The sequence below is a fragment of the Dactylosporangium sp. NPDC006015 genome (assembly GCF_040614215.1).
Lineage (GTDB): Bacteria > Actinomycetota > Actinomycetes > Mycobacteriales > Micromonosporaceae > Dactylosporangium > Dactylosporangium maewongense.
Genome location: NZ_JBEXUD010000011.1, coordinates 123,657 through 144,884 on the forward strand (window position 1 = coordinate 123,657; position 21,228 = coordinate 144,884).

The 21,228-nt window shown below is 70.9% G+C and carries 16 protein-coding genes; 14 read left to right on the top strand and 2 right to left on the bottom strand.

Annotation, left to right across the window (positions count from 1 at the left end; all coding sequences use genetic code 11):
• The first annotated feature begins 2 nt into the window (after nucleotides 1-2).
• The 10 genes from ABZ321_RS21505 to ABZ321_RS21550 all read left to right on the top strand — a co-directional run bounded on the left by ABZ321_RS21505 (nucleotide 3) and on the right by ABZ321_RS21550 (nucleotide 9,970).
• Complete coding sequence (locus ABZ321_RS21505) at nucleotides 3-1,487, top strand: NAD-dependent succinate-semialdehyde dehydrogenase (RefSeq protein WP_354893725.1); 1,485 nt, start codon at nucleotides 3-5, stop codon at nucleotides 1,485-1,487.
• Nucleotides 1,484-2,311: a nitrilase family protein gene (locus ABZ321_RS21510; RefSeq protein ID WP_354893728.1), complete on the top strand. Its 828-nt coding sequence runs from the start codon at nucleotides 1,484-1,486 to the stop codon at nucleotides 2,309-2,311. The genes ABZ321_RS21505 and ABZ321_RS21510 overlap by 4 nt, the downstream gene beginning before the upstream one ends.
• Before the next feature lie 90 nt (nucleotides 2,312-2,401).
• Entirely contained in the window at nucleotides 2,402-2,965 is a 564-nt protein-coding gene (locus ABZ321_RS21515; RefSeq protein WP_344513343.1) for an amino acid synthesis family protein, read from the top strand.
• Nucleotides 2,962-4,329, top strand: coding sequence for an aminotransferase class III-fold pyridoxal phosphate-dependent enzyme (locus ABZ321_RS21520; RefSeq protein ID WP_354893731.1), 1,368 nt, complete (start codon nucleotides 2,962-2,964; stop codon nucleotides 4,327-4,329). Before ABZ321_RS21515 ends, ABZ321_RS21520 begins: the two co-directional genes overlap by 4 nt.
• Before the next feature lie 15 nt (nucleotides 4,330-4,344).
• Nucleotides 4,345-5,763, top strand: a complete 1,419-nt coding sequence (gene hydA / locus ABZ321_RS21525; protein ID WP_354893734.1) for a dihydropyrimidinase — start codon at nucleotides 4,345-4,347, stop codon at nucleotides 5,761-5,763.
• A 17-nt stretch (nucleotides 5,764-5,780) separates the two neighbouring features.
• Nucleotides 5,781-6,788, top strand: a complete 1,008-nt coding sequence (locus tag ABZ321_RS21530) for an LLM class flavin-dependent oxidoreductase (protein ID WP_354893737.1) — start codon at nucleotides 5,781-5,783, stop codon at nucleotides 6,786-6,788.
• Entirely contained in the window at nucleotides 6,785-7,501 is a 717-nt protein-coding gene (gene npdG, locus ABZ321_RS21535; protein ID WP_344513334.1) for an NADPH-dependent F420 reductase, read from the top strand. Before ABZ321_RS21530 ends, npdG begins: the two co-directional genes overlap by 4 nt.
• Nucleotides 7,498-8,328 carry a nitrilase-related carbon-nitrogen hydrolase gene (locus tag ABZ321_RS21540; protein ID WP_344513332.1) on the top strand — a complete coding sequence of 277 codons (831 nt, stop codon included), beginning with the start codon at nucleotides 7,498-7,500 and terminating at the stop codon, nucleotides 8,326-8,328. The genes npdG and ABZ321_RS21540 overlap by 4 nt, the downstream gene beginning before the upstream one ends.
• Before the next feature lie 769 nt (nucleotides 8,329-9,097).
• A complete protein-coding gene (locus tag ABZ321_RS21545; protein ID WP_344514000.1) occupies nucleotides 9,098-9,514 on the top strand; it encodes an MscL family protein in 417 nt (138 codons plus the stop codon).
• A 9-nt stretch (nucleotides 9,515-9,523) separates the two neighbouring features.
• The gene (locus ABZ321_RS21550) at nucleotides 9,524-9,970 is read left to right on the top strand and encodes a transposase (protein WP_354893741.1); all 447 of its coding nucleotides are present in this window, start codon (nucleotides 9,524-9,526) and stop codon (nucleotides 9,968-9,970) included.
• A gap of 234 nt (nucleotides 9,971-10,204) precedes the next feature.
• Here the strand turns inward: ABZ321_RS21550 and ABZ321_RS21555 are convergent, their stop codons facing one another.
• The gene (locus ABZ321_RS21555; RefSeq protein WP_354893744.1) at nucleotides 10,205-10,993 is read right to left on the bottom strand and encodes a hypothetical protein; all 789 of its coding nucleotides are present in this window, start codon (nucleotides 10,991-10,993) and stop codon (nucleotides 10,205-10,207) included.
• A gap of 541 nt (nucleotides 10,994-11,534) precedes the next feature.
• On the opposite strand from ABZ321_RS21555, the gene ABZ321_RS21560 reads away from it, so the two are divergent.
• From ABZ321_RS21560 to ABZ321_RS21575, 4 genes are all read left to right on the top strand, one after another.
• Nucleotides 11,535-12,131, top strand: coding sequence for a hypothetical protein (locus ABZ321_RS21560; RefSeq protein WP_354893747.1), 597 nt, complete (start codon nucleotides 11,535-11,537; stop codon nucleotides 12,129-12,131).
• 104 nt (nucleotides 12,132-12,235) lie between these two features.
• Entirely contained in the window at nucleotides 12,236-14,299 is a 2,064-nt protein-coding gene (locus tag ABZ321_RS21565; protein WP_344513990.1) for a flotillin family protein, read from the top strand.
• A gap of 2 nt (nucleotides 14,300-14,301) precedes the next feature.
• Entirely contained in the window at nucleotides 14,302-19,230 is a 4,929-nt protein-coding gene (locus tag ABZ321_RS21570; protein ID WP_354893750.1) for a DNA repair ATPase, read from the top strand.
• A gap of 191 nt (nucleotides 19,231-19,421) precedes the next feature.
• Nucleotides 19,422-20,105 carry an STAS domain-containing protein gene (locus ABZ321_RS21575; RefSeq protein WP_344513986.1) on the top strand — a complete coding sequence of 228 codons (684 nt, stop codon included), beginning with the start codon at nucleotides 19,422-19,424 and terminating at the stop codon, nucleotides 20,103-20,105.
• Between the two features lie 120 nt (nucleotides 20,106-20,225).
• On the opposite strand, the gene ABZ321_RS21580 is transcribed toward ABZ321_RS21575, so the two are convergent.
• Nucleotides 20,226-21,104 carry an NAD(P)H-binding protein gene (locus ABZ321_RS21580; RefSeq protein ID WP_354893753.1) on the bottom strand — a complete coding sequence of 293 codons (879 nt, stop codon included), beginning with the start codon at nucleotides 21,102-21,104 and terminating at the stop codon, nucleotides 20,226-20,228.
• Nucleotides 21,105-21,228 lie beyond the last annotated feature (124 nt).

Consider the following 21,228-nt stretch of genomic DNA (forward strand, 5'->3'; position numbering starts at 1 on the left):
CAATGGCCTCATTTGACGAGGCGCTGGCCGCGGCGACGGCGGCGGCCGGCCGGGTGCCGAAGGGCCTGTACATCGACGGCGAGTGGCGGGCGGCCCAGGGCGGCAAGGCTCTGGCGGTCGAGGACCCGGCGACCGGCTCGGTGATCGCGGAGGTCGCCGACGCATCCGTCGCCGATGCGCTCGACGCCCTGGCCGCCGCCGACCGGGCCCAGCACGCCTGGGCCGCCACGGCACCGCGCGAGCGCGGCGAGGCGCTGCGCCGGGCGTTCGAGCTGATGGTCGAGCGCCGCGACGACCTGGCCGGGCTGATGACCCTGGAGATGGGCAAGGCCTTCGCCGAGTCGCAGGCCGAGGTCAGCTACGCGGCGGAGTTCTTCCGCTGGTTCGCCGAGGAGGCCGTCCGCATCGACGGCGGCTACCTGCCGGCCCCGGCCGGTGGCTCCCGGGTGCTGCTCATGCGCCAGCCGGTCGGCCCGTGTCTGCTCATCACCCCGTGGAACTTCCCGATGGCGATGGGCACCCGCAAGATCGGCCCCGCGCTCGCGGCCGGCTGCACGGTCGTGGTGAAGCCGGCCAAGCAGACCCCGCTGTCGATGCTGGCGCTGGTGGCGATCCTTGAGGAGGCCGGCGTCCCGCGGGGCGTGGTCAACGTGTTCACCACGGCCCGCTCGGGCGAGGCCAGCTCGGCGCTGCTCGACGATCCGCGGCTGCGCAAGGTGTCGTTCACCGGCTCGACCGAGGTGGGCCGGACCCTGCTGGGCCAGGCCGCCCGGCGGGTGCTGCGCACGTCCATGGAGCTCGGTGGCAACGCGCCGTTCCTGGTCTTCGACGACGCCGATCTCGACCTCGCCATCGAGGGGGCCGTCCAGGCCAAGATGCGCAACGTCGGCGAGGCCTGTACCGCCGCCAACCGCTTCTATGTCCAGCGCTCCGTCGCGGAGCGGTTCGTCAGCGGCCTGGCCGAGCGCCTGGGCCGCCTGCGCGTCGGCCACGGGCTCGACCCCGCGACCGAGGTGGGCCCGCTCATCGACGGCAACGCCGTGAAGTCGGTCGGCGAGCTGGTCTCCGACGCGACCGCGGCCGGCGCCCGGGTCGTGACCGGGGGAGCGGCCGTCGGCGGCGACGGCTACTTCTTCGCCCCGACGGTCCTGGCCGACGTGCCCGGCGACGCCCGGACGGTCCGCGAGGAGATCTTCGGCCCGGTGGCCCCGATCGTGGTCTTCGACGCCGAGGACGAGGCGGTCGGCCTGGCCAACGCCTCCGAGTACGGCCTCGCCTCCTACGTCTTCACCGAGAACCTGGGCCGCGGCCTGCGCGTCAGCGAACGCCTCGAGAGCGGCATGGTCGGTCTCAACCAGGGCGTCATCTCCAACCCGGCGGCGCCGTTCGGCGGGGTGAAGCAGTCCGGCCTCGGCCGCGAGGGCGGCCGGGTCGGCATCGACGAGTACCTGAACATCAAGTACACGGCCGTCCGGGCGAACTGGTGACCGGCTTCGTCCTGGCCGGCGTGCAGTGGGAACCGGTCCTCGGTGACGTCGAGGGCAACCTCGCGGCCTCGTCGGCCTGGATCCGGCGGGCCGCGGCCGAGGGGGCCCGGCTCGTCGTCCTGCCCGAGGCGTCCTCGGCCGGCTACGTGTTCGAGGACCGGGCGGAGGCGGCGAAGTACGCGGAGCCGATACCCGACGGCCCCACGAGCACCGGTTGGGCCGCGCTCGCGGCGGAGCTGGGGATCTGGATCGTCGGCGGCCTGACCGAGCTCGACGGGGACCGGGTCTACAACTCCGCGGTGGTGCTCGGGCCGGACGGCCACCTGGGCACGTACCGCAAGGCCCACCTGTGGAACGACGAGAAACGCATCTACGACCCGAACACGGCCGGCTTCCCGGTGTTCGACACCCCGCTGGGGCGCATCGGCGTCGGCATCTGTTACGACGCCTGGTTCCCCGAGATGTTCCGCAGCGCGGCCGTACAAGGTGCGGATCTTCTCGTGCTGCCGTCGAACTGGGTGCCCGTGCCCGGGCAGCCCGACACCGGGCCGGCGATGGCGCACCTGATGTGCATGACGGGCGCACACAGCAACCAGTTCTTCGTCGCCGGCATCAGCCGGATCGGCGTCGAGCGCGGGCAGGAGTTCGTCGGGCGGTCCGTGCTCGTGGGCCCTGACGGCTGGCCGTTGGCCGAGCCCGCGAGCCGCGACCGCGAAGAGCTGGTGCTGGCCGAGGTCGACCTCATCGGCACCCGTCGGCAGCGCCGGGAGAACCCGTTCAACCAGCCTCTGGCTGACCGGCGCACCGACCTCTACTCGAGCTGAGCCTCGAGTCCTCGCGGCTCTTGACAGCCCCCCGCAGTGTCTACAGTATTTGAACCGACGGTTCGTTCAATGAACCACAGAGGAGTAATCGTGATCAGGGTCCGGAAGATCGTTCGCCACCTCGAGGAGACCTGGCTCGAGAACGGTCAGGACGTGCAGCCCCGCCACCGCGTCGCGTTCGTCGGGGTCGTCATCGAGAACCCCTACCCCAGCGAGTACGTGCAGGATCTGGTGACCCTCGCCGACGAACTGGGCGAGGAGATCGGCAGCCTCATCGGCCCGGCCTGCGTCGAGCTGCTGGGCGACGAGGTCGAGGCATTCGGCAAGGCGGCGCTCGTCGGCATCGACGGGGAGCTCGAGCACGGCTCGGCGCTCATTCACAACCTGCGGTTCGGCAACATGTTCCGCAACGCGGCCGGCGGCACCGAGCTGCTCCCGGCGGCCGAGAAGGTCGGGCTCACCGGCAGCCCGATCGACATCCCGCTCAAGCACAAGCTGGACTCGAAGACCCGCTCGCACCACCAGACGGTGACGCTGCAGGTCGCCGACGTCCCGCGGCCCCGCGAGATCTTCGTGATCGTCGCCGCGGCCAACGCCGGCCGCCCGCTCGCCCGCCTCGCCACCTTCGGCGCCGAGGTCAAGGCCGGCGCATGACCATCACCGAGCACCAGATCGACACCGGCGCCTGGACCGCGGAGCGCGTGAAGGCGGTCGACAAGGAGTACGTCATCCACTCCTGGTCGGTGCAGGGCTCGCTCGACCCGATCCCCGTCGCCGGCGGCTCGGGCTCGTGGTTCTGGGACTACGACGGCCGCAAGTACCTGGACTTCCAGTCGCAGCTCGTCAACCTGAACCTGGGCCACCAGCACCCCCGCCTCGTCGAGGCGATCCGCGCCCAGGCCGAGGAGCTGTGCTACATCGGCCCCGGCTTCGCGGAGCGCTCGCGGGCCGAGCTCGCCGAGATGATCGCGAACCTGACCCCCGGCGACCTGAAGATGAGCTTCTTCACCACCGGCGGCGCGGCGGCCAACGAGAACGCGGTGCGGCTCGCCCGCCACGTGACCGGCCGGCACAAGATCGTCGCGCGGTACCGCTCGTACCACGGCGCCACCGCCGGTGCGATGTCGCTCACCGGCGACCCGCGCCGGTGGGCCGCGGAGCCGGGCATCAGCGGCGTGGTGCGGATGCTCGACCCGTACACGTACCGCTGCCCGGCCGGGCACCCCGACCCGTGCCCGGTCTGCTCGGGCGGGCCGCACCTCGAGGAGCTCCTGCAGTACGAGAACCCCGAGACCGTCGCCGCCGTCATCGTCGAGCCGGTCACCGGGACCAACGGCCTGCTCTACCCGCCGGACGGGTACCTGCAGTCGCTGCGCGAGGTCTGCGACCGGTACGGCATCATCCTGATCTTCGACGAGGTCATGGCCGGCTTCGGGCGCACCGGCGAGTGGTTCGCCTGCAACCACTGGAACGTCACGCCCGACATCCTCATCACCGCCAAGGGCCTGAACTCGGGCTACGTCCCGCTCGGCGCGATGACGGTGAACGAGCGGATCTCCGACTGGCTGCGGACGAACATGTTCTGGGGCGGCATGACCTACGCCGGTCACCCCCTCGCGTGCGCGTCCGGCGTGGCCTCGCTGCGGATCATGCAGGACGAGGGCATCGTGGACAACTCGCGGGCGATGGGCGAGCGCCTCGGCGCCGGCCTGGCCCAACTGGCCGAGCGGCACCCGAGCATCGGCGACATCCGCGGCCGCGGCCTCTTCTACGGCGTCGAGCTGGTGAAGAACCGCGCGACCAAGGAGCCGCTCGTCCCGTTCAACGCCAAGGGACCCGCGGCCGCCCCGGTCGGCAAGCTGCTCAAGGCCGCGATGGAGCGGGGCGTGTACCTCACCGCCAACTTCAATGTCCTGCGCCTCACGCCGCCGCTGGTCATCAACGCCGCCGAGATCGACCTGGCGCTCGGCGTGCTCGACGAGGTCCTCGCCCTCGCCGACGAGCACTACCAGGGCTGAACTGGAGAGATTGCCATGGGATCGACACTGATTCGCGGCGGTACGGTCGTCAACGCCGACGCGGCCATCCGCGCCGACGTGCTCGTACGCGACGGCCGGATCGTCGCGCTCGGTATCGGTTCGGACTGGACCGCCGACACGGTCATCGATGCGACCGGCATGCTCGTCATCCCGGGCGGGATCGACGCGCACACGCACCTGGAGTACCCGATCGACGGGTTCACCACCAGGACGGCCGACGACTTCTACACCGGGACCGTCGCCGCCGCGCACGGCGGCACCACGACGATCCTGGACTTCGTCAAGAAGGAGCCGGACCGGTCGCTGTACGACACGTACCTGCGCCGCCGCGACGCGGCCCTGGAGCGCTCGGTCGTCGACTTCGGTCTGCACGCCATCGTCCCGCCCCGCGCCCAGCAGCCCGACGTGCTCGACGACCTGCGCCGCCTCGCCGGCGAGGGGGCGGCCAGCTGGAAGTTCTTCATGGCCTACCCGGGCACCCAGATGGTCGACGACGGCGAGCTGCTGGAGGGCTTCGACCTCGCCCGTGAGCTCGGCGTGCTGCCGATGGTGCACGCCGAGAACGGGCACATGGTGGCCCGCGAGACTCAGCTGCTCATCGACCGCGGGGACACGGCCGAGCACTTCCACGCGACCGCCCACGGCCACGACTCCGAGGCCGAGGCCGTGCACCGCGCGATCGTGCTCGCCGAGTCGGTCGGGGCGCCGCTGTACGTCGTGCACGTCTCCAGCGCCGCCGCGGCCGACGAGATCAGCCGGGCACGGGCCGACGGCCGCCGGGTGTGGGCGGAGACCTGCCCGCAGTACCTGCAGGTCGCCTACGAGGACTACGAGGGCCTCGGCGAGAAGGCAGCCGCCTACCTGTGCTCGCCGCCGATCCGCGAGCGCAGCAACCAGGAAGGCCTGTGGAAGGCGCTCGTCACCGGCGCGATGGCGACGGTCGCGACCGACCACGCGGGCTTCTGCCTGCACCAGCCCGACGACCTGCCCCCGCAGAAGCTGCGCAGCCCCGGCTACTTCCCCAAGGTGCCCAACGGGGTGCCCGGCATCGAGGACCGGCTCATGGTGCTCTGGGAAGGCGGCGTGGCGAGCGGCCGCTTCGACGCCTGCCGCTTCGTCGACCTGGTGTCGACCCGGCCGGCCAAGCTCTTCGGCCTGTTCCCCCGCAAGGGGATCGTCGCCGTCGGGGCCGACGCCGACCTGGTCGTGTGGGACCCCGCCGCCGACCACGTCATCACCACCGAGAACACCCACATGCGCACCGACTACAACCTCTACGACGGGATGCGGGTGACCGGCAAGCCGGTCCACGTCCTGTCCCGCGGCGACCACCTGGTCGACGCCGCCGGCTCCTTCTCCGGCGCCGCGGGCCGCGGGGTCTTCGCCGAGCGCGGCGCGCCGCACCTCTTCTGAACGGAGCGTTCTTCGCAATGAAAATTCCTCTTGGCATCCATGTCGGCGAGCGGCTCAGCCTCGAGCAGACCTACTGGCAGGCCGAGTTCGCCGACCAGAACGGCTTCGAGTCCGTCTGGGTCGCCGAGGGGCGCCTCGCCCGCGACGGCATCGTGCCCGCCGCGATCATCGCGAGCCGGACCCGCCACGTGAAGATCGGCACCGGCGTCGTCAACAACAAGAGCCGCAACGCCGCGCTCATGGCAGTCACCTTCAAGACCCTCGACGAGGTCGCGCCCGGCCGCGCGATCCTCGGCATCGGCGCCTGGTGGGAGCCCCTCGCGACCAAGGTCGGGCAGCCCCTCGTCAAGCCGATCGCGTCGATGCGCGAGTACATCACCGTCCTGCAGTCGTTCTTCCGCAACGAACTCGTCGACTTCGAGGGCGACTTCGTGCAGATGCGCGGCGTGCGCTTCGACAGCATGTACCGCGAGAACAGGCCCGTCGACATCCCCATCTACATCGGCGCCGTGGGCCCGAAGATGCTCGAGCTGGCCGGGGAGATCAGCGACGGCGTGCACATGGACTTCCTGCTGCCGCCGTCGTACCTCGTCGGTGCGAACGCCGCCATCGAGCGCGGCCTGGCCAAGCGCACCGACGGCAAGACGTCGATCGACCTCACTCAGATCGTCTCGTGCAGCATCAACGACGACGACCCGCAGGAGGCCATCGACGCCTGCAAGGCCTTCCTGACGCTGTACCTGTGCCAGCAGCCCCACATCGCCGAGCACTGCGGCGTCGAGCGCGAGCTGGTCGACCGGCTCCAGGAGATCGCCGGCTGGCCCGCGACCCCCGAGGACATCAAGCGCGCGATGCAGCTCGTCCCCAACAGTCTGGTCCAGAACGTGACTGCCTGTGGCTCGACAGACGACGCGTTCGAGAAGCTCATGTCGTACCACGAGGCCGGCGTTCGCAGCCCGATCATCTCGACGCTGGGCGACAAGGAGCAGACCCTCACCCGGCTCGCCCAGGCGGCCAAGGCATGAGCGTCACCACGATCGCCGTCATCGGCGGGACCGGTCCCCAGGGCCGCGGCCTTGCCTACCGCCTGGCTCGCGCCGGACACTCCATCGTGCTCGGCTCCCGAGACGCTTCGCGTGCCTCGGCGGCCGCGGTGGAGCTGGGGCATGAGCTCGAGATCGGCTCCGTGGAGTTGCGTCGGGTGGCCGGGAACGTCACCGGTGCGTCCAACCTCGACGCGGCCGCCTCCGCCCCCGTCGTGCTGCTCGCCGTGCCCTACGACGGACACACCGAGCTGGTGTCGTCGCTGGCCGCTGCCCTGGCCGGGAAAATCGTCATCAGTTGTGTCAACCCGCTGGGCTTCGACAAGCAGGGCCCGTTCGGCCTCGACGTCCCCGCGGGCAGCGCCGCCGAGGAGGCCGCGTCCCTGGCCGGCGGCGCCACGGTGGTGGGCGCGTTCCATCACCTCTCGGCCCCGCTGCTGCTCGACCAGGACGCGGACCTGAGCCACGAGGACGTCCTGGTCTGCGGCGACGACCGCGAGGCCAAGGAGCTCGTCATGGGCCTGGCCGCGGACGTGACCGGCGGCCGGGGCGTCGACGCGGGCCGGCTGCGGCTGGCCCGTCAGCTGGAACCGCTGACCGCCGTGCTCATCTCGGTGAACAAGCGGTACAAGACCCGCTCCGGGGTGTCCATCACCGGCCTGACCCAGGCCTCCCACGAGAGGGTCCCCGCGTGAAACTCGCCGCACTGCAACTGCAGGCCTCCAACGACCGCACGGAGACGATCGGCCGCGCCGCCGACCTGATCGACGACGCCGCCGGCCAGGGCGCCCGGATCCTGCTGCTGCCGGAGCTCTTCGCCGTGCCGTTCGTCCAGCCGGAGCCGGACCTCGACTACTTCGAGCTGGCCGAGCGCCTCGACGGCCCCTCGAACCAGATGGCCGCCGAGCGCTCGCGGCAGCACGGCATGACGATCGTCTCGTCGATCTTCGAGGCCGCCGAGGTGCCGGGCGTGTACTACAACACGGCCTGCACCTACGTGGCCGGCGAGCTCAAGTCGGTGTACCGCAAGTCGCACCTGCCGTTCTCCAACGGTTTCCCGGAGAAGTTCTACTTCCAGCCCGGCGGCTCGGAGCCCGAGGTCGTCGACACCGGCGAAACCGGCGTCGGCACCATCATCTGCTACGAACGCCACTTCCCGGAGCTCAGCCGGATCGTGGCCCTGCGCGGTGGCTCGGTGCTGTGCGTGCCGGTCGCCTCGGCCAGCGCCCCCATGCGCGAGGTCTTCCAGCTGGAACTGCGCGCGCACGCGGTGTTCAACGGCCTGTTCGTGATCTGCTCGAACCGGGTCGGCAAGGAGGGCGTCAAGGACTACTTCGGCCTCAGCGCCGTCTACGGCCCGGACGGCGACGTGCTGGCCGAGGCGGCGGACGGCGCCGACGGGCTGGCGGTCGCGGAGGTCGACCTGAGCCTGATCGACCGCACCCGGCGCAAGCGGCCGTTCCTGCGGGATCGGCGGCCCGAGCTGTACTCGCGCCTGACGAAGATGGGCCCGACAGCCTGACCCCAAGCCGGTGCGGCGCATGCGATGTCGTGCTCATTGCATGCGCCGTGCCGTTCCACCCACCCACCCCCGACCACGGCCGACCGATCCGCCAGGACACCGCAGCGGCCTGGCTCGGAATCAGCCATTATTCGCTTCGTCTGGGGTGTGGGCGGAACCTCCAACGGATCGGTGCATGTCGGTGCCGGATGGCGGTGGGCTGTTTCACGCGGATCAGCGGCCCGCCGCCAGTGGCCAGCGCCCGGCCGTTGGCCGTTCCCGCCTGCTCTGAACGCGGTCGGCGGGGTCATGCCCGGCAGGAGCCCGACAGGAGCCGGGCATGTGCTCGTTCAACGCAGCTGTCGACGCGCGGTCATCGCTGGTCGACACCCGCTGGCGTCGCTGAGCGTGGTGGCTTCAGTTGAGGCGGCGCGGACGCCGTCAGGGCCGTTGATGAGACGCTCCCCCCGCGGGGTGAGGTAGTGGTGGTTGAAGTCGTTGACCAGGTCGACGACCCAAATTCTGGGTGCGCGGTGTTCGACCTAACTTCATGCATCTGGTTCGTGCGTCTGGCGAAAGGTTCGGTCTCCTGGCAGCGTCCGCCAGGGAGGCGCTCCCTGCCCGACGCGCTGCGCGCCGAGGTGGCCGAGCATGCCTGGCCGCGCGGGCCGCCGTGGCTGCCTTCGTGGCGCGCTGACCTGTTGGTTTGGTTGGCTTGGGCAGGTCGGCTTGGTTTAGGTCGGCGCCGGCTCGGTAGAGAGGGCTCAGCGGCGGCCTCGGGGGAGTGCGGATGTTGAAGGGCTTCAAGAACTTCCTGATGCAGGGCGACCTGATCATCATTGCTGTGGGTCTGGTGGTCGCGTTGGCCTTCAGTACTTTGATCAAGGCGTTCACCGACAGCGTCATCACGCCGTTGGTCAACGCACTGGCAGGCGGCGGCACGACGGGGAAGGGTATCGGCTGGACGGTGAACGGCCAGCGGATCGACCTCGGGGCCTTCATCGGCGCTCTGATCTACTTCATCATCTTCATGGCCGTCATCTACTACCTGATCGTGGTCCCGTACCGGGCGTACATGCAGAAGCGTGGCAGAACGGTGTTTGGGGACCCGCCTCCGACGAAGACCTGCCCGAGCTGCCGGATGGAGGACGTGCCGGCGGCCGCGGTCCGCTGCCCGCACTGCACCACGGACCTCGCCACGGCCTGACCTACCGGCGTGGTCGAGGTCGCGACAGTTGAGGAGATCGCCGGGTGGACCGACGACCCAGGGTGCTGTCGGGCCGCCGGAGTGCCTGCGCAGGTGGGGTTCGTCACCAAGCCGCACCAAGGGCTGGCGATGCTGAAGCGGGCTCTGGCCGACCCGGCGGTGGTGTTCTCCTGGTTCGCCGCCGACTCCGGCTACGGGCGCGACCCGGCGCTGCGCCGCTTCTGCCATGACCAGCAGGTGCCCTACGTGCTGGCGGTCCCGGTGGACCTGCCCCTGCTCGACGTGCGCGGGCAGCCGCTGCGCCCGGACGCGGTGCTGGCGTGCACACCGGCCACCGTGTGGCAGCGGCGGTCTTGCGGCGATGGCAGTACAGGAAAGCGTTCTACGACTGGGCCGCGCATGCCGTGGTGGTCAAGGACCAGCCGCCGGCCGATGGGTACGAGCACACCCTGCTGATCCGCCGGGCCACCACCCCGAAGGTCACCAATATTCATGTGTGCGAGCTCGTCGCGACGACTGGCGCGCGGCCGGTGCTGACCAGACCACCATTTCGCCCGGTGCCAGTGAGGCCGGCGGTGTTTCATTGCTGAGCGAGCGCCTACCGGCGCGGATGCTCTCCGCGGATGTCATGTGGATGACGATGGTGGCCGCCGCGTATCGCGATTCGGCGGCCACCATGGCCTCGGCATGTCAGCCGTTGAGTCCGGCGTAGATCTGCTCGGTGGCCTCGACGACCGGGCTCGGCTTGGCGATTTTCACGGCAGTGCCGACGGCCGAGTACGTCGTCGTCATGGTGTCGGCCTTTTCTTCACCGTGCTCCGGCACCATGTACGACAGCGCGGTGAGCTTGCCCTGGGCGTCGAGGGTGGCGGTGAATGGAATCGCTTTGGCCTTGTCGGCGAGCGCGGCGACCGATTCGGCGCCGATGCCACCGACGCCCTCGCCGACCTTTGTCGCGTCGAACGTGCCGGTAATCTTCGTGCCGTCCTTCTTGGCGGTGACGATGGCCTTCGCGATGAGCGTCAGGCCGGTCGGGTCCTGCGCAGTGTTGATGAGCAGCTTGTTGAGTGACTGCAGCTTCCCCGGTTCGAAATGAATCCACTTGTTCGCCGCACCCGGGATCTGGACGCCGTCGAGCTTGGCGTAGTAGTCCTCGCCGACGACCGTGACGCTGACCTTGAGCTTGGCGGCCGGGATGTCGGCGACCTGGGCGATGTTGCCGGCCGTAGGGTCGACCGACCCTTTCACCTGCGGGCCGCTCTTGGCCTTGGTCAGGAACGCGTACGGCTTGGTGGCGAGGTCGGCGATCGCCGCCTCGAACTCGGCGGACCCGGCCGTCGGCTTGGCCGAGGCCGACGCGGCGGGTGCCGCTGCGCCCGTGGTCGCCGGTGTCCCGTTCGCGTTGGACGACGGAGAAGACTCGCCGCAGCCGGCCAGCAAGGTCGCCGCAGCGACGAGCGGAACCGCGATACGGTGCAATGCGCGCAAAATAATGCTCCCCTGGATGGTAGTCGCCGGTCAGGGTACGACAGTCTCGCCAGGGCGTACGACGGTCACAGCTCGGTGCCCCGGGCACTCCGCGGGTGCTGTCGGCGGCGCGGGTTTCATCCGGACTCACGATGTACTTCGAGGACGACACGACGGTCGAGCGAGGTGGCGTCCTCCTCCCGGCAGGGGCACCTGTACATTCCGGCCGTCGTGCGGCGCCGATGCCGGATCGGCAGCGGTCCGTTGATCAATGGGTCTTCCCGGCGCGGGGCGCTTCGGCATATGATGACGCACGGTGCGCCGGGAAGTCTGGTCGGCAAGTCATTGACGCTGACCAGGAAGGCCCACGATCGTGGATTTCGCCGCCGCGCACACTCATTCCGCAGTGCCGATGCTTCCGCCTGTCGTTGGCGGCGGTGCGATGTCCGGTGTCCAGACCCTGACCCCGCCGGGGCGGCCACGTCCGGCCGCCGACCCGCGATGACCGCCCGTGCAGCGATCCGGGCGTGCCCGGGGGCGGTGACGCGGATCCATGCGTGACTTCGTCAGCGCGGCATTCGCGTTTCCCACGGCTGTGTTCAGCGTGCTGCTGCTTGTCGTCGCCGGGTACTGGGTGGTGGTGTCGCTCGGAGCGCTGCACGTCGAGTCGCTCGACACGGGCGGCGACACCGGCGGCGACGATGTCGGCGTGTTGGATGTCGCCGGTCTCGGCGGCGTGCCGATCACCGTTGCCGTCTCACTGCTGATCGCGTTCGGCTGGTTCGCCAGTCTCGCCGCCGCGACGGTGGTGCACGGCCCGTTCGCGCCGGCTGTGGTGCTGGTGGTCGCCGTCGGCGTGGCGTGGCTCGTCACCAGGCTGGCCGTCCTCGCGCTCCGCCGGTTGTTCGCCGCGGCGCCCGGCCCGTCCCGTGCCGATCTGCTCGGGCGCCCCTGTGTCATCCGCACCGGATCGGTCACGTCGACCTTCGGTCAGGCCGAGGTGACGGCCGCCGACGGATCGTCGGCGATCGTCCAGGTGCGCCAGGCCGGCGACGGTGGGCTGCGCGCCGGCAGCGCCGCGTACATCTACGGCTACGACGATACCGGCGAGTTCTTCTGGGTCGTGGAAGACCCCAGCACCCTCGCCTGACACCGCTGCCCAATCCTGCCCGGCCCTGCGCCGGCGTCGCCCGACGCCGGGTGCTCGAGGCTTGCCAGTTCCTGTTTGTCCCGCCCTACCAATGGGGGTTGTCGATGAATGTCATCACCACTGGACTCGCGGTGCTCGTCGCCGTCGTCGTGCTCATCGTGGTCGGCGTCGCGCTCATGGTCGCCCGGTTGTTCCGCAAGATCGACCAAGGAAAGGCGTTGATCATCTCCAAGGTACGGCGGGTCGATGTCACCTTCACCGGCGCCGTCGTGCTGCCGGTGCTGCACAAGGCCGAGGTCATGGACATCTCGGTGAAGACCATCGAGATCGAGCGCTCCGGGCACGAGGGCCTGATCTGCCGGGACAACATCCGGGCCGACATCCGGATCACATTCTTCGTGCGGGTCAACAAGACGGTCGAGGACGTCATCAAGGTCGCCCAGGCGATCGGCACCGGCCGCGCGAGCGACCAGGCGACGCTGCAGGAGCTGTTCAACGCGAAGTTCTCCGAGGCGCTCAAGACGGTCGGCAAGCAACTGGACTTCGTCGACCTCTACACCAAACGCGACGAGTTCCGCGACCAGATCATCCGCGTCATCGGCACCGACCTCAACGGCTACAGCCTCGAGGACGCCGCCATCGACTTCCTCGAGCAGACCCCGATGAGCCGCCTGGACCCGGCCAACATCCTCGACGCGCAGGGGATCCGCAAGATCACGGAGCTCACCGCGATCGAACACGTGCGCACCAACGAGCTCCAGCGCGGCGAGCAGAAGGAGATCAAACGCCAGGACGTCGACGCACGGGAGGCGATCCTCGAGCTGGAGCGCCGGCAGGCCGAGGCGGAGATCCGCCAGGCCCGCGAGGTGGCGACGCTGCAGGCCCGCGAGGACGCGGAGGTCGTGCGGGTCAAGGCGGAGGAGCGGCTGAAGGCACACGGCGCCGACCTGCGCACCGACGAGCAGCTCGGCATCCAGCGGGAGAACCAGGCCCGCGAGATCGCTGTCGCACAGAAGAACCGCGAACGGGTCGTCGCGATCGAGAGCGAGCGGATCGAGAAGGACCGCATGCTGGAGGTCATCGCGCGGCAGCGCGAAACCGAGCTGTCCGCCATCGCCAAGGACAAGGAGCTCGAGGTCGAGAAGCGCGGCATCGCCGAGGTCGTCCGCGAGCGCATCGCGGTGGAGCGGACCGTTGCCGAGCAGGAGGAGCAGATCAAGCGGCTCCGGGTGGTCGAGGAGGCGGAGCGCACCCGCCAGGCGATCGTCATCCAGGCCGAGGCGGAGGCGCAGGAGAACCTCGTCAAGGACATCAAGGCCGCCGAGGCGGCGGAGGCGTCAGCGAAGTTCAAGGCCCGCGAGGAGCTGGTCCTCGCCGAGGCACGCCAGCAGACCGCCGAGCTCGACGCCCGGGCGAAGATCCGGCTCGCCGAGGGCGTGCAGGCCGAGGCCGCCGCGACCGGACTGGCCGACGTGCAGGTGCGCGAGCGCAGCGCGGACGCGATCGAGAAGGTCGGCAGGGCCGAGGTCGCGGTCGAGCGGGACAAGGCCCTCGCCACCGCCGAGGTGGGCAGGGCCACCGTCGGCGTGGAGCGCGAGCGGGCGCTGGTGAGCGCCGAGGCCATCCGCGAGAAGCTCAAGGGCGAGGCGGAGGGGCTCACCGACAAGGCCGCGGCGATGGCGGCGCTGGACGACGCGTCCCGCCGGCACGAGGAGTACCGGCTGCGCCTGGAGATGGAGAAGGACGTCCGCCTCGCCGGCATCGACCTGCAGCGGCAGGTCGCCGAGTCGCAGGCGCTGGTGCTCGCGGCCGGCCTGGAGAAGGCCGACATCGACATCGTCGGCGGCGAGAGCATGTTCTTCGACCGGCTCCTGGGCTCGATCGCCATGGGCAAGAGCGTCGACGGCTTCGTGCAGCACTCCGACGTCATGGGCACGATCGCCGCGCCCTACCTCAACGGCGAGGCCAGCCTGGGTGACGACCTGGTCCGGCTGCTCGGCTCGATGGGCACCATGGACATGAGCAACCTGACGCTGTCGGCGTTGCTGCTGCAACAGATCAACGCGGGCGGGTCCGACGCGGCGAAACTCAAGGAACTGCTCAGTGCCGCGCAGCAGCTCGGTGTCGCCGACGCTTCGGTGACCTCCCTGGCGGCGGGCAAGCGGTGACGGTGACGCAGGAGTCGAGCGCACCCGCAACGCCCGCGGCGGGCCTCGACGAGGGCACCTTCGAGGTGCTCCGTGCCCGGCTCGCCGTCCAGGCGGCGGAGCTCACCCGGCGGGCCGAGGCGCTCAACGCCCGCCGGGTCGGGGTGTTCGGCGGTGCCGAGCTCCGGCTGCTCGGCACCGAACGGATCCGCACGGGCCACAACTGCGTGCCCCGCGACATCGTGTCCGTCGGCGGACTGATGCTCTTCGGCTACAACATGTCCGCCGGGGCCGCGCCGGCGGACACGGTCGGCCACGTCTTCTCCCTGCACGGCGTCGCTCGTGACGGCGACGGGTTCCGGTTCGAGGAGCCGGCGTGGGACGAGCTGCCCGGGCTGCTGCGCGACCCGCAGTTCGAGCGCGACCTCGGCGAGCTGTACCGCTACTACAAGCAGGCCCGCCTGATGCGGCTGCGCCGCCTGGACGACCGGTTGCTCGCGGTGTTCCAGACCGGGCCACGCATCGACGACACCCGGGTGCTGCGCTGGCGGGTCGCTGCCGACGGCGCGGTCACCTACCTGGACAACCAGGGCGAGCGCGACGACACGTTCCCCGCACCGCACGAGTTCACCTGGGTGCCGACCACCCGCGAACACCATGTGGCCGGCCGGCACCCGCACATCACCATCGAGGACGAGGTCTTCGTCGGGACGGTCGCCGGCACGCTCACCGTCAAGATCGAGAACGACACCGAGACCGGGGACGGCGTCTACGCGGAGCCGGTGGCCGAGCCGCTGCAGAGCCTCGCCGACGCCGAGGTCGCCTACGCCCGGGTCGGCGCGCTCAAACTGCTGCGCGTCCTGCCGTACAAGGAGACGGTCACCCGGTATCTGGTGTTCAACACACGTACCCGCGGCGTCGTGCGTCTCGACGGCATCGGCCAGGCCTGCCTGCGCCTGCCCGACGACCACGGCATCGTCTTCCCCGGCGGCTTCCACCTGGACACCGGTGACACGAAGACGTTCGACGGCGACGTGTCGGGTCTGGAGTTCGAGCGGGTGATCCGCTCGCCCAACGGCGAAGACGTACTGTTCGTCTTCCACGACAGAGCGGAAGGACGTTCGCTGCTCCTGCCGTACAACGTGATCCGCAAAGCGGTGACCAACCCCGTCTCCTGCCACGGATACTCGTTGTTCGACGACGGCACCCTCGTGGTGTTCCGCGCATTGTCCGACGCGCCGGCCCGGGTCCACACGATGCAGGTCTGGCGGACGCCGTACACCTCCGACGCATACGCTGCGACCCGACCGGCCGGCACCGGAACGCTGGCGCGGATCGGCAACGCCGACCTCGTGCGAGGGGTGTCGGACTGCCTGTCGGTGGCCCGCATGGTCGAGGACATGACGCCGACCGGTGCGGTGTTCGAGGCGATCATCGCCGCGTGCGATCGCATCATCGACCATCACCACTGGATCGGCGAGCCCGAAGCCGGTGACCTGAGGGGCCCGCTGACAGCCCTGCGGGCGACCGCCGCCGAGGTGCTCCAGGAGCACGAGAAGGTCCGCGACCTGCGCGATCGCGCCGCCACGGCCCTGCGAGAAGCCGCCGCCGGCCTTGCTTCGCTGATCCGCCGTTCGCGGGGGGAGACCCCGGCCGGCGCGGACGACTGGGTGCGCCGGCTCACCGAGCTACGCCAGGCACACGGCCGGCTCGTGACGCTGCGCGAGCTGCGGTACGTCGACGCCGGGCACGTCGAGGAACTGACGGGGCAGGTCACCGACGAGCTCGCCGCCGCCGCGCACCGGGCGGTCGGCTTCCTGCGGCGCGAGGACGCGTTCACCGGCTACCACCGCGAGGTCGAGCGGCTCGCCGGTGACGCCGCAGCCATCGCCACGGTCGCCCAGGCGGCGCCCGTGGCCCAGCGGCTCGACGAGCAGGGCGACGGCCTGCAGGTGCTCACCGAGGTGATCGGCTCGCTGGACGTCGCGGACACCACCGTGCGCATCGGCATCCTCGAACGGGCCGGCGAGGTGCTCGGCGGCCTGAACCGGGCCCGGGCGATCCTCGACGGCCGCAGGCGCGAACTGCTGGACAGGGAGCGGCGCGGCGAGTTCGCGGCCGAGCTCGGCCTGCTCGGGCAGGCCATCACCGGTGCGCTCGCCGTCGCCGACAGCCCGCGACGCTGCGACGAGCAGCTCGGCCGGTTGCTGGTACGGCTGGAGCAGCTGGAGTCGAGGTTCGCCGCGATCGACGAGTTCGCCGACCAGCTCGGTGCGAAGCGGACCGACGTGTACGAGGCGTTCACCGCGCGCAAGCAGGCGCTGCTGGACGACCGGTCCCGGCGGGCCGACCGGCTCGTCGACACAGCCGGACGCATCCTGGGCACCGTCGGCCGGCGGGCGGCGACCCTCGCGTCACTGGAGGAGGTCAACACGTACTTCGCCGCCGATCCGATGGTGACGAAGCTGCACGCCGTCGCCGGCGAACTGCGCGCGCTGGACGACCAGGTGCGCGCCGGAGAACTCGAGGGACGCATCACGGCGGCCCGCGCGGCGGCCGGCCGGGCGCTCCGCGACCGGCTCGACCTGTTCACCGACGGTGGCGACACGATCCGCCTCGGACGGCACCGGTTCGCCGTCAACACGTCCCCCGTGGACCTCACGCTCGTCCCGCACGACGGCGGCCTGACCTTCACCATCACCGGGACCGACTACCACGCGCCGGTGCGCGACGACGTCATCGAGGCCGCCAGACCGTTCTGGGAGCAGCCGCTGCCGTCGGAGTCGGCCGACGTGTACCGCGCCGAGCACCTGGCGTCCGCGCTGCTCACCGAGGTCGGCCCGCGGGCACTGCACGAGGCGGCGGCGACCACCGACGGCCTGTCGGAGCTGGTCCGGCGGGCCGCCGAGCAGCGCTTCGACGAGGGCTACGAGCGGGGCGTGCACGACCACGACGCCGCCCTGATCCTCGCGACGCTGCTGCGGCTGCACGCCGGCGCCGGGCTGCTGCGGTACCCGCCGGCGGCGAGGGCGGCGGCGCAGGTGTCATGGTCGCAGGACACCGCCGTCCTGCGCCGTGCGGTGTCGCTGTCGCGGGCCCGCACCCTGTTCGGCCGGTCCGCCGCGATCGACGAGCTGTGCGCCGAGCTCGGCGCGTCGATCGCGGAGTTCCACACCGCCAACGGCCTGCACCTGTCCGCCGGCGACGCCGCACTGGCGGGGGAGTACCTGTTCGAGGAGCTGAGCGGCCCACCCGAGGGGTTCGTCACCAGCGCCGCGGCGCGGGCCGTGCTGACCGCGTTCCACACCGCGCTGGGCGACGCCCGGCGGGACCTCGAGGACGACCTGCGGGCGCTCGGCGACGACCCGGCCACGCTCGCCGCCCGCCACCAGCTGGTCGCGGCGTGGCTCACCTCCTTCGCCGCGGGAACGTCGTTCGACCCGGCGGACCTGGCCGAGGCCGTGGCCGTGCAGCTGTGCGGACCGCGGCTGCCGCGGTACGACTCCTCCGCGGCAATGACCGCCGAGGTGCCCGGCCTCCTTGGCGCGCACCCGCGGATCGTGGGCCGGACCCTTGCCGTCCGCCTCGACGAGCTGCTCGCCCGGACCCGGCGGATGCGCACCGAACGGATGCCCGCGTTCCGGGCGTACCAGCGGCGGCGCGCCGAACTGGTGACCGCGGAACGGGACCGGCTGCGATTGACGGAGTACACGCCGAAGGTGATGAGCGGCTTCGTGCGCAACCGGCTCATCGACGAGGTCTACCTGCCGCTGATCGGGGACAACCTCGCCCGGCAGCTGGGCGCGTCCGGCGACGGCAGGCGCAGCGACCAGCTGGGACTGCTGCTGCTCATCTCGCCGCCCGGCTACGGCAAGACGACCCTCATGGAGTACGTCGCCGACCGGCTCGGCCTGATGTTCGTCAAGGTCAACGGCCCGGCGCTCGGCCGCGACGTCACATCGGTCGACCCGGCGCAGGCCCCGAACGCCACGGCGCGCCAGGAGGTCGAGAAGATCTCCTTCGCCCTGGAGATGGGCAACAACGTGCTGCTGCACCTCGACGACATCCAGCACGTCTCGCCGGAGCTGCTGCAGAAGTTCATCTCGCTCTGTGATGCGCAGCGGCGGATGGAAGGCGTGTGGAACGGCCGCACCCGCACGTACGACCTGCGGGGCAAGCGGTTCGCGGTGTGCATGGCCGGCAACCCGTACACCGAGTCGGGGCAACGCTTCCACGTGCCGGACATGCTCGCCAACCGCGCCGACGTGTGGAACCTCGGCGACGTCCTGTCCGGCCGGGACGAGCTGTTCGCGCTCAGCTACATCGAGAACGCGCTCACCACCAACCCGGTGCTGGCACCGTTGTCGACCCGGGCCCCGGGCGACGTCGAGCTGCTGGTGCGACTCGCCCGCGGCGACGGACAGGTGCGAGCCGACCAGCTCGAACACTCATACGGGCCGGTCGAGGTCGACGAGATCCTGGCAGTGCTCCGCAAGCTGCTGCGGGTGCAGCGCGTCGTGCTGACCGTCAACCGCGCCTACATGGCCTCGGCGGCCCAGGCGGACGCCGCACGGACCGAACCGCCGTTCCGGCTGCAGGGCTCCTACCGTGACATGAACACGATCGCGGAGCGGATCGTGCCCGTCATGAACGACGCCGAGCTGGAGGCGGTGATCGACGACCACTACGCCGGCGAGGCGCAGACCCTCACCGGCGATGCCGAGGCGAACCTGCTCAAGCTCGCCGAGCTGCGCGGCCGGCAGAGCGCCGAGCAGGTCCGCCGCTGGGCCGACGTGAGGGACGCCTACGTGCGGCGGGTGGCGCTCGGCGGGGGCGAGGACGATCCGCTGGTCAGGGCGGTGGCGGCGGTCGGGCTCCTGGCCGACCGGGTCGGCGGCGTCGAGTCGGCGATCGACCGCGCCACCGCCACCGCCGGCAGGCCAGGGATTTGACGGCCGGGTTCGCGTGGCCGCCGCCCGACCGCACCGTCATCGCCGGCTCGCGACCCGGCGGGTCCGTCGCGGTGCCGCCGTCGCCGCTGCCGGCACCGCGGCGGTGTCATGGAACTGTCATGGTTCTGCGGGGAGACGGCCACATCGCGGCGTCAGGGTGGCATTGCCTGCCCCGACCAACGGAGGAACCGTTGACCGCACTGTTGAGCCGCGACGGCAAGAACTTCACGCTGGCCTGCGACCGCTGTGGTCAGATGGTCACCGGTCTGGCGCCGTCGATGGGCACGTGGGACGTGGCGTGGAGCCTGTTCGGTCAGGACGGTTGGCGTGGTGCCGACCTGGCGACGGGTCCGCACGCCTGCGGTCGCTGCGACGGGCAGGTGGACGATGCGGGGATGGTCGAGCAGGCGTTCGATCGGCAGACGGACGTCCCTGTCGGCCGGGCGTTGCGGCGGATCGTGCTGCACCGCCTGCCTGACATGCTCGTGGTCCGGCCGGCCGGCGGACTGGACCTCGTCGCCAACGTCGGTCTGCAGGAGCTGCTGCGGACCGGTGTGGAGCCGGGCGGTCACGTCTTGTTCGACTTCACCCGGGTGACGAGCGTCGACTCCGGGACCTTCGCGGTGCTGGTCAACGCGCACCGGCGGGCCGTCGCGCACCAGGCGCGGATCGCTGTCGCCGGGGCGCGGGCCGACGTCCGTGCGGCGATCGAGTTGCTGTGTCTGCACCGTGTCCTGCCGATGTTCGACGACCAGCGCGACGCCATGCGGTGGCTTCGTGGCGAGCGTCGCGCGGGTTCGCACGGCCAGGCGCCCAGGAGCAGCGTGCGGGCCGCCGATGTGGACGCGGCGGTCGGCCCGCCGTCCGGGTCGTAGTCGCGGCGTGCGCTCGCCGGCCCGACGGACGCGCTCAGGTGGGCACGGTGACAACCGGGCGGGGCCCGCGGGCAACGGCCGTGAACCGCGCGGTGGGTGGCGGTTCGCGACTTCGCGATGTCAGTGCCCTGCGAGTTCGGGTCGCAGGGTGTCGTACGCCCATGCGGCGAGGGTGGTGGGAGTCGTGGTCCGCGCAGTCCGCGACTGCTCGGGGACGAATCCGTCGCGCAGCCCGGTAGACATCCCGATCACGGCGTCGGTGAGTCCGGCCGTCATTCCGCTCGCGTGCAACAGCTCGCGCATGGCGTCGTCGGAGATCTGCTCGACCGTCACCGGACGCCCGACGGCCGCGCTGACGATCTCGGCCGCTTCCGCCCAGGTGAGATCTGCGGGCCCGTGCACCGCCTGCACGACGCGGCCCGACCAGTCCCTCGACAACAACCGGGTGACGGCCACCTCGGCGATGTCCTGCGGCGCGACCCACGCCATCGGCTGGTCGACCGGCAGGATGATCGGTATCCGTCCCGCGCGGATCGCCTCGAGCTGCAACTCGAGGTTGGTGAAGAAGAACCCGCAGCGCAGGTGCGTCACGGCAGCACCGACGGCCTCCAGGGCAACCTCGGTCGCCGCCAGCCCGTCGATCTCTCCGGCGCCGTGCCGTAGCTCAGCACCGACGCTGCTCTGGAACACGGTCCGGCCGATCTGGTTCTCGGTGACCGTCCGGACCACGGCGGCGGTCGCACGGGTGTAGTCGCCGAACGGATCCTCGCTGCCGGTGCTCGGATCGACCCAGTACAGCGCCTCGACCCCTCGAGTCGCGGCGACCACCCCGTCGGCGTCGTAGAGGTCGACGCCCGCCACATCGGCCTCCGCCCGCACCGCCGACGCCAGCCGCTCCGGTCGGCGGGCGAGGAGCAGGGGCCGCAACCCGGCCCTGATCAGTATGGCGACCACGTGCCGCCCGACGTTGCCCCCGGGCGTGGCGACAGCGATCCGCACAAGTCCTCCTCAGCGTCAAACTTCCACCGCGCGCCCATGTACCGCCGCGGCGGTTGGCCGATCGTTCGCGAGGTCCTCAGGATCCCCTCTCCCGGCACTTCGTGGTCTACACGTACCCCGGAAC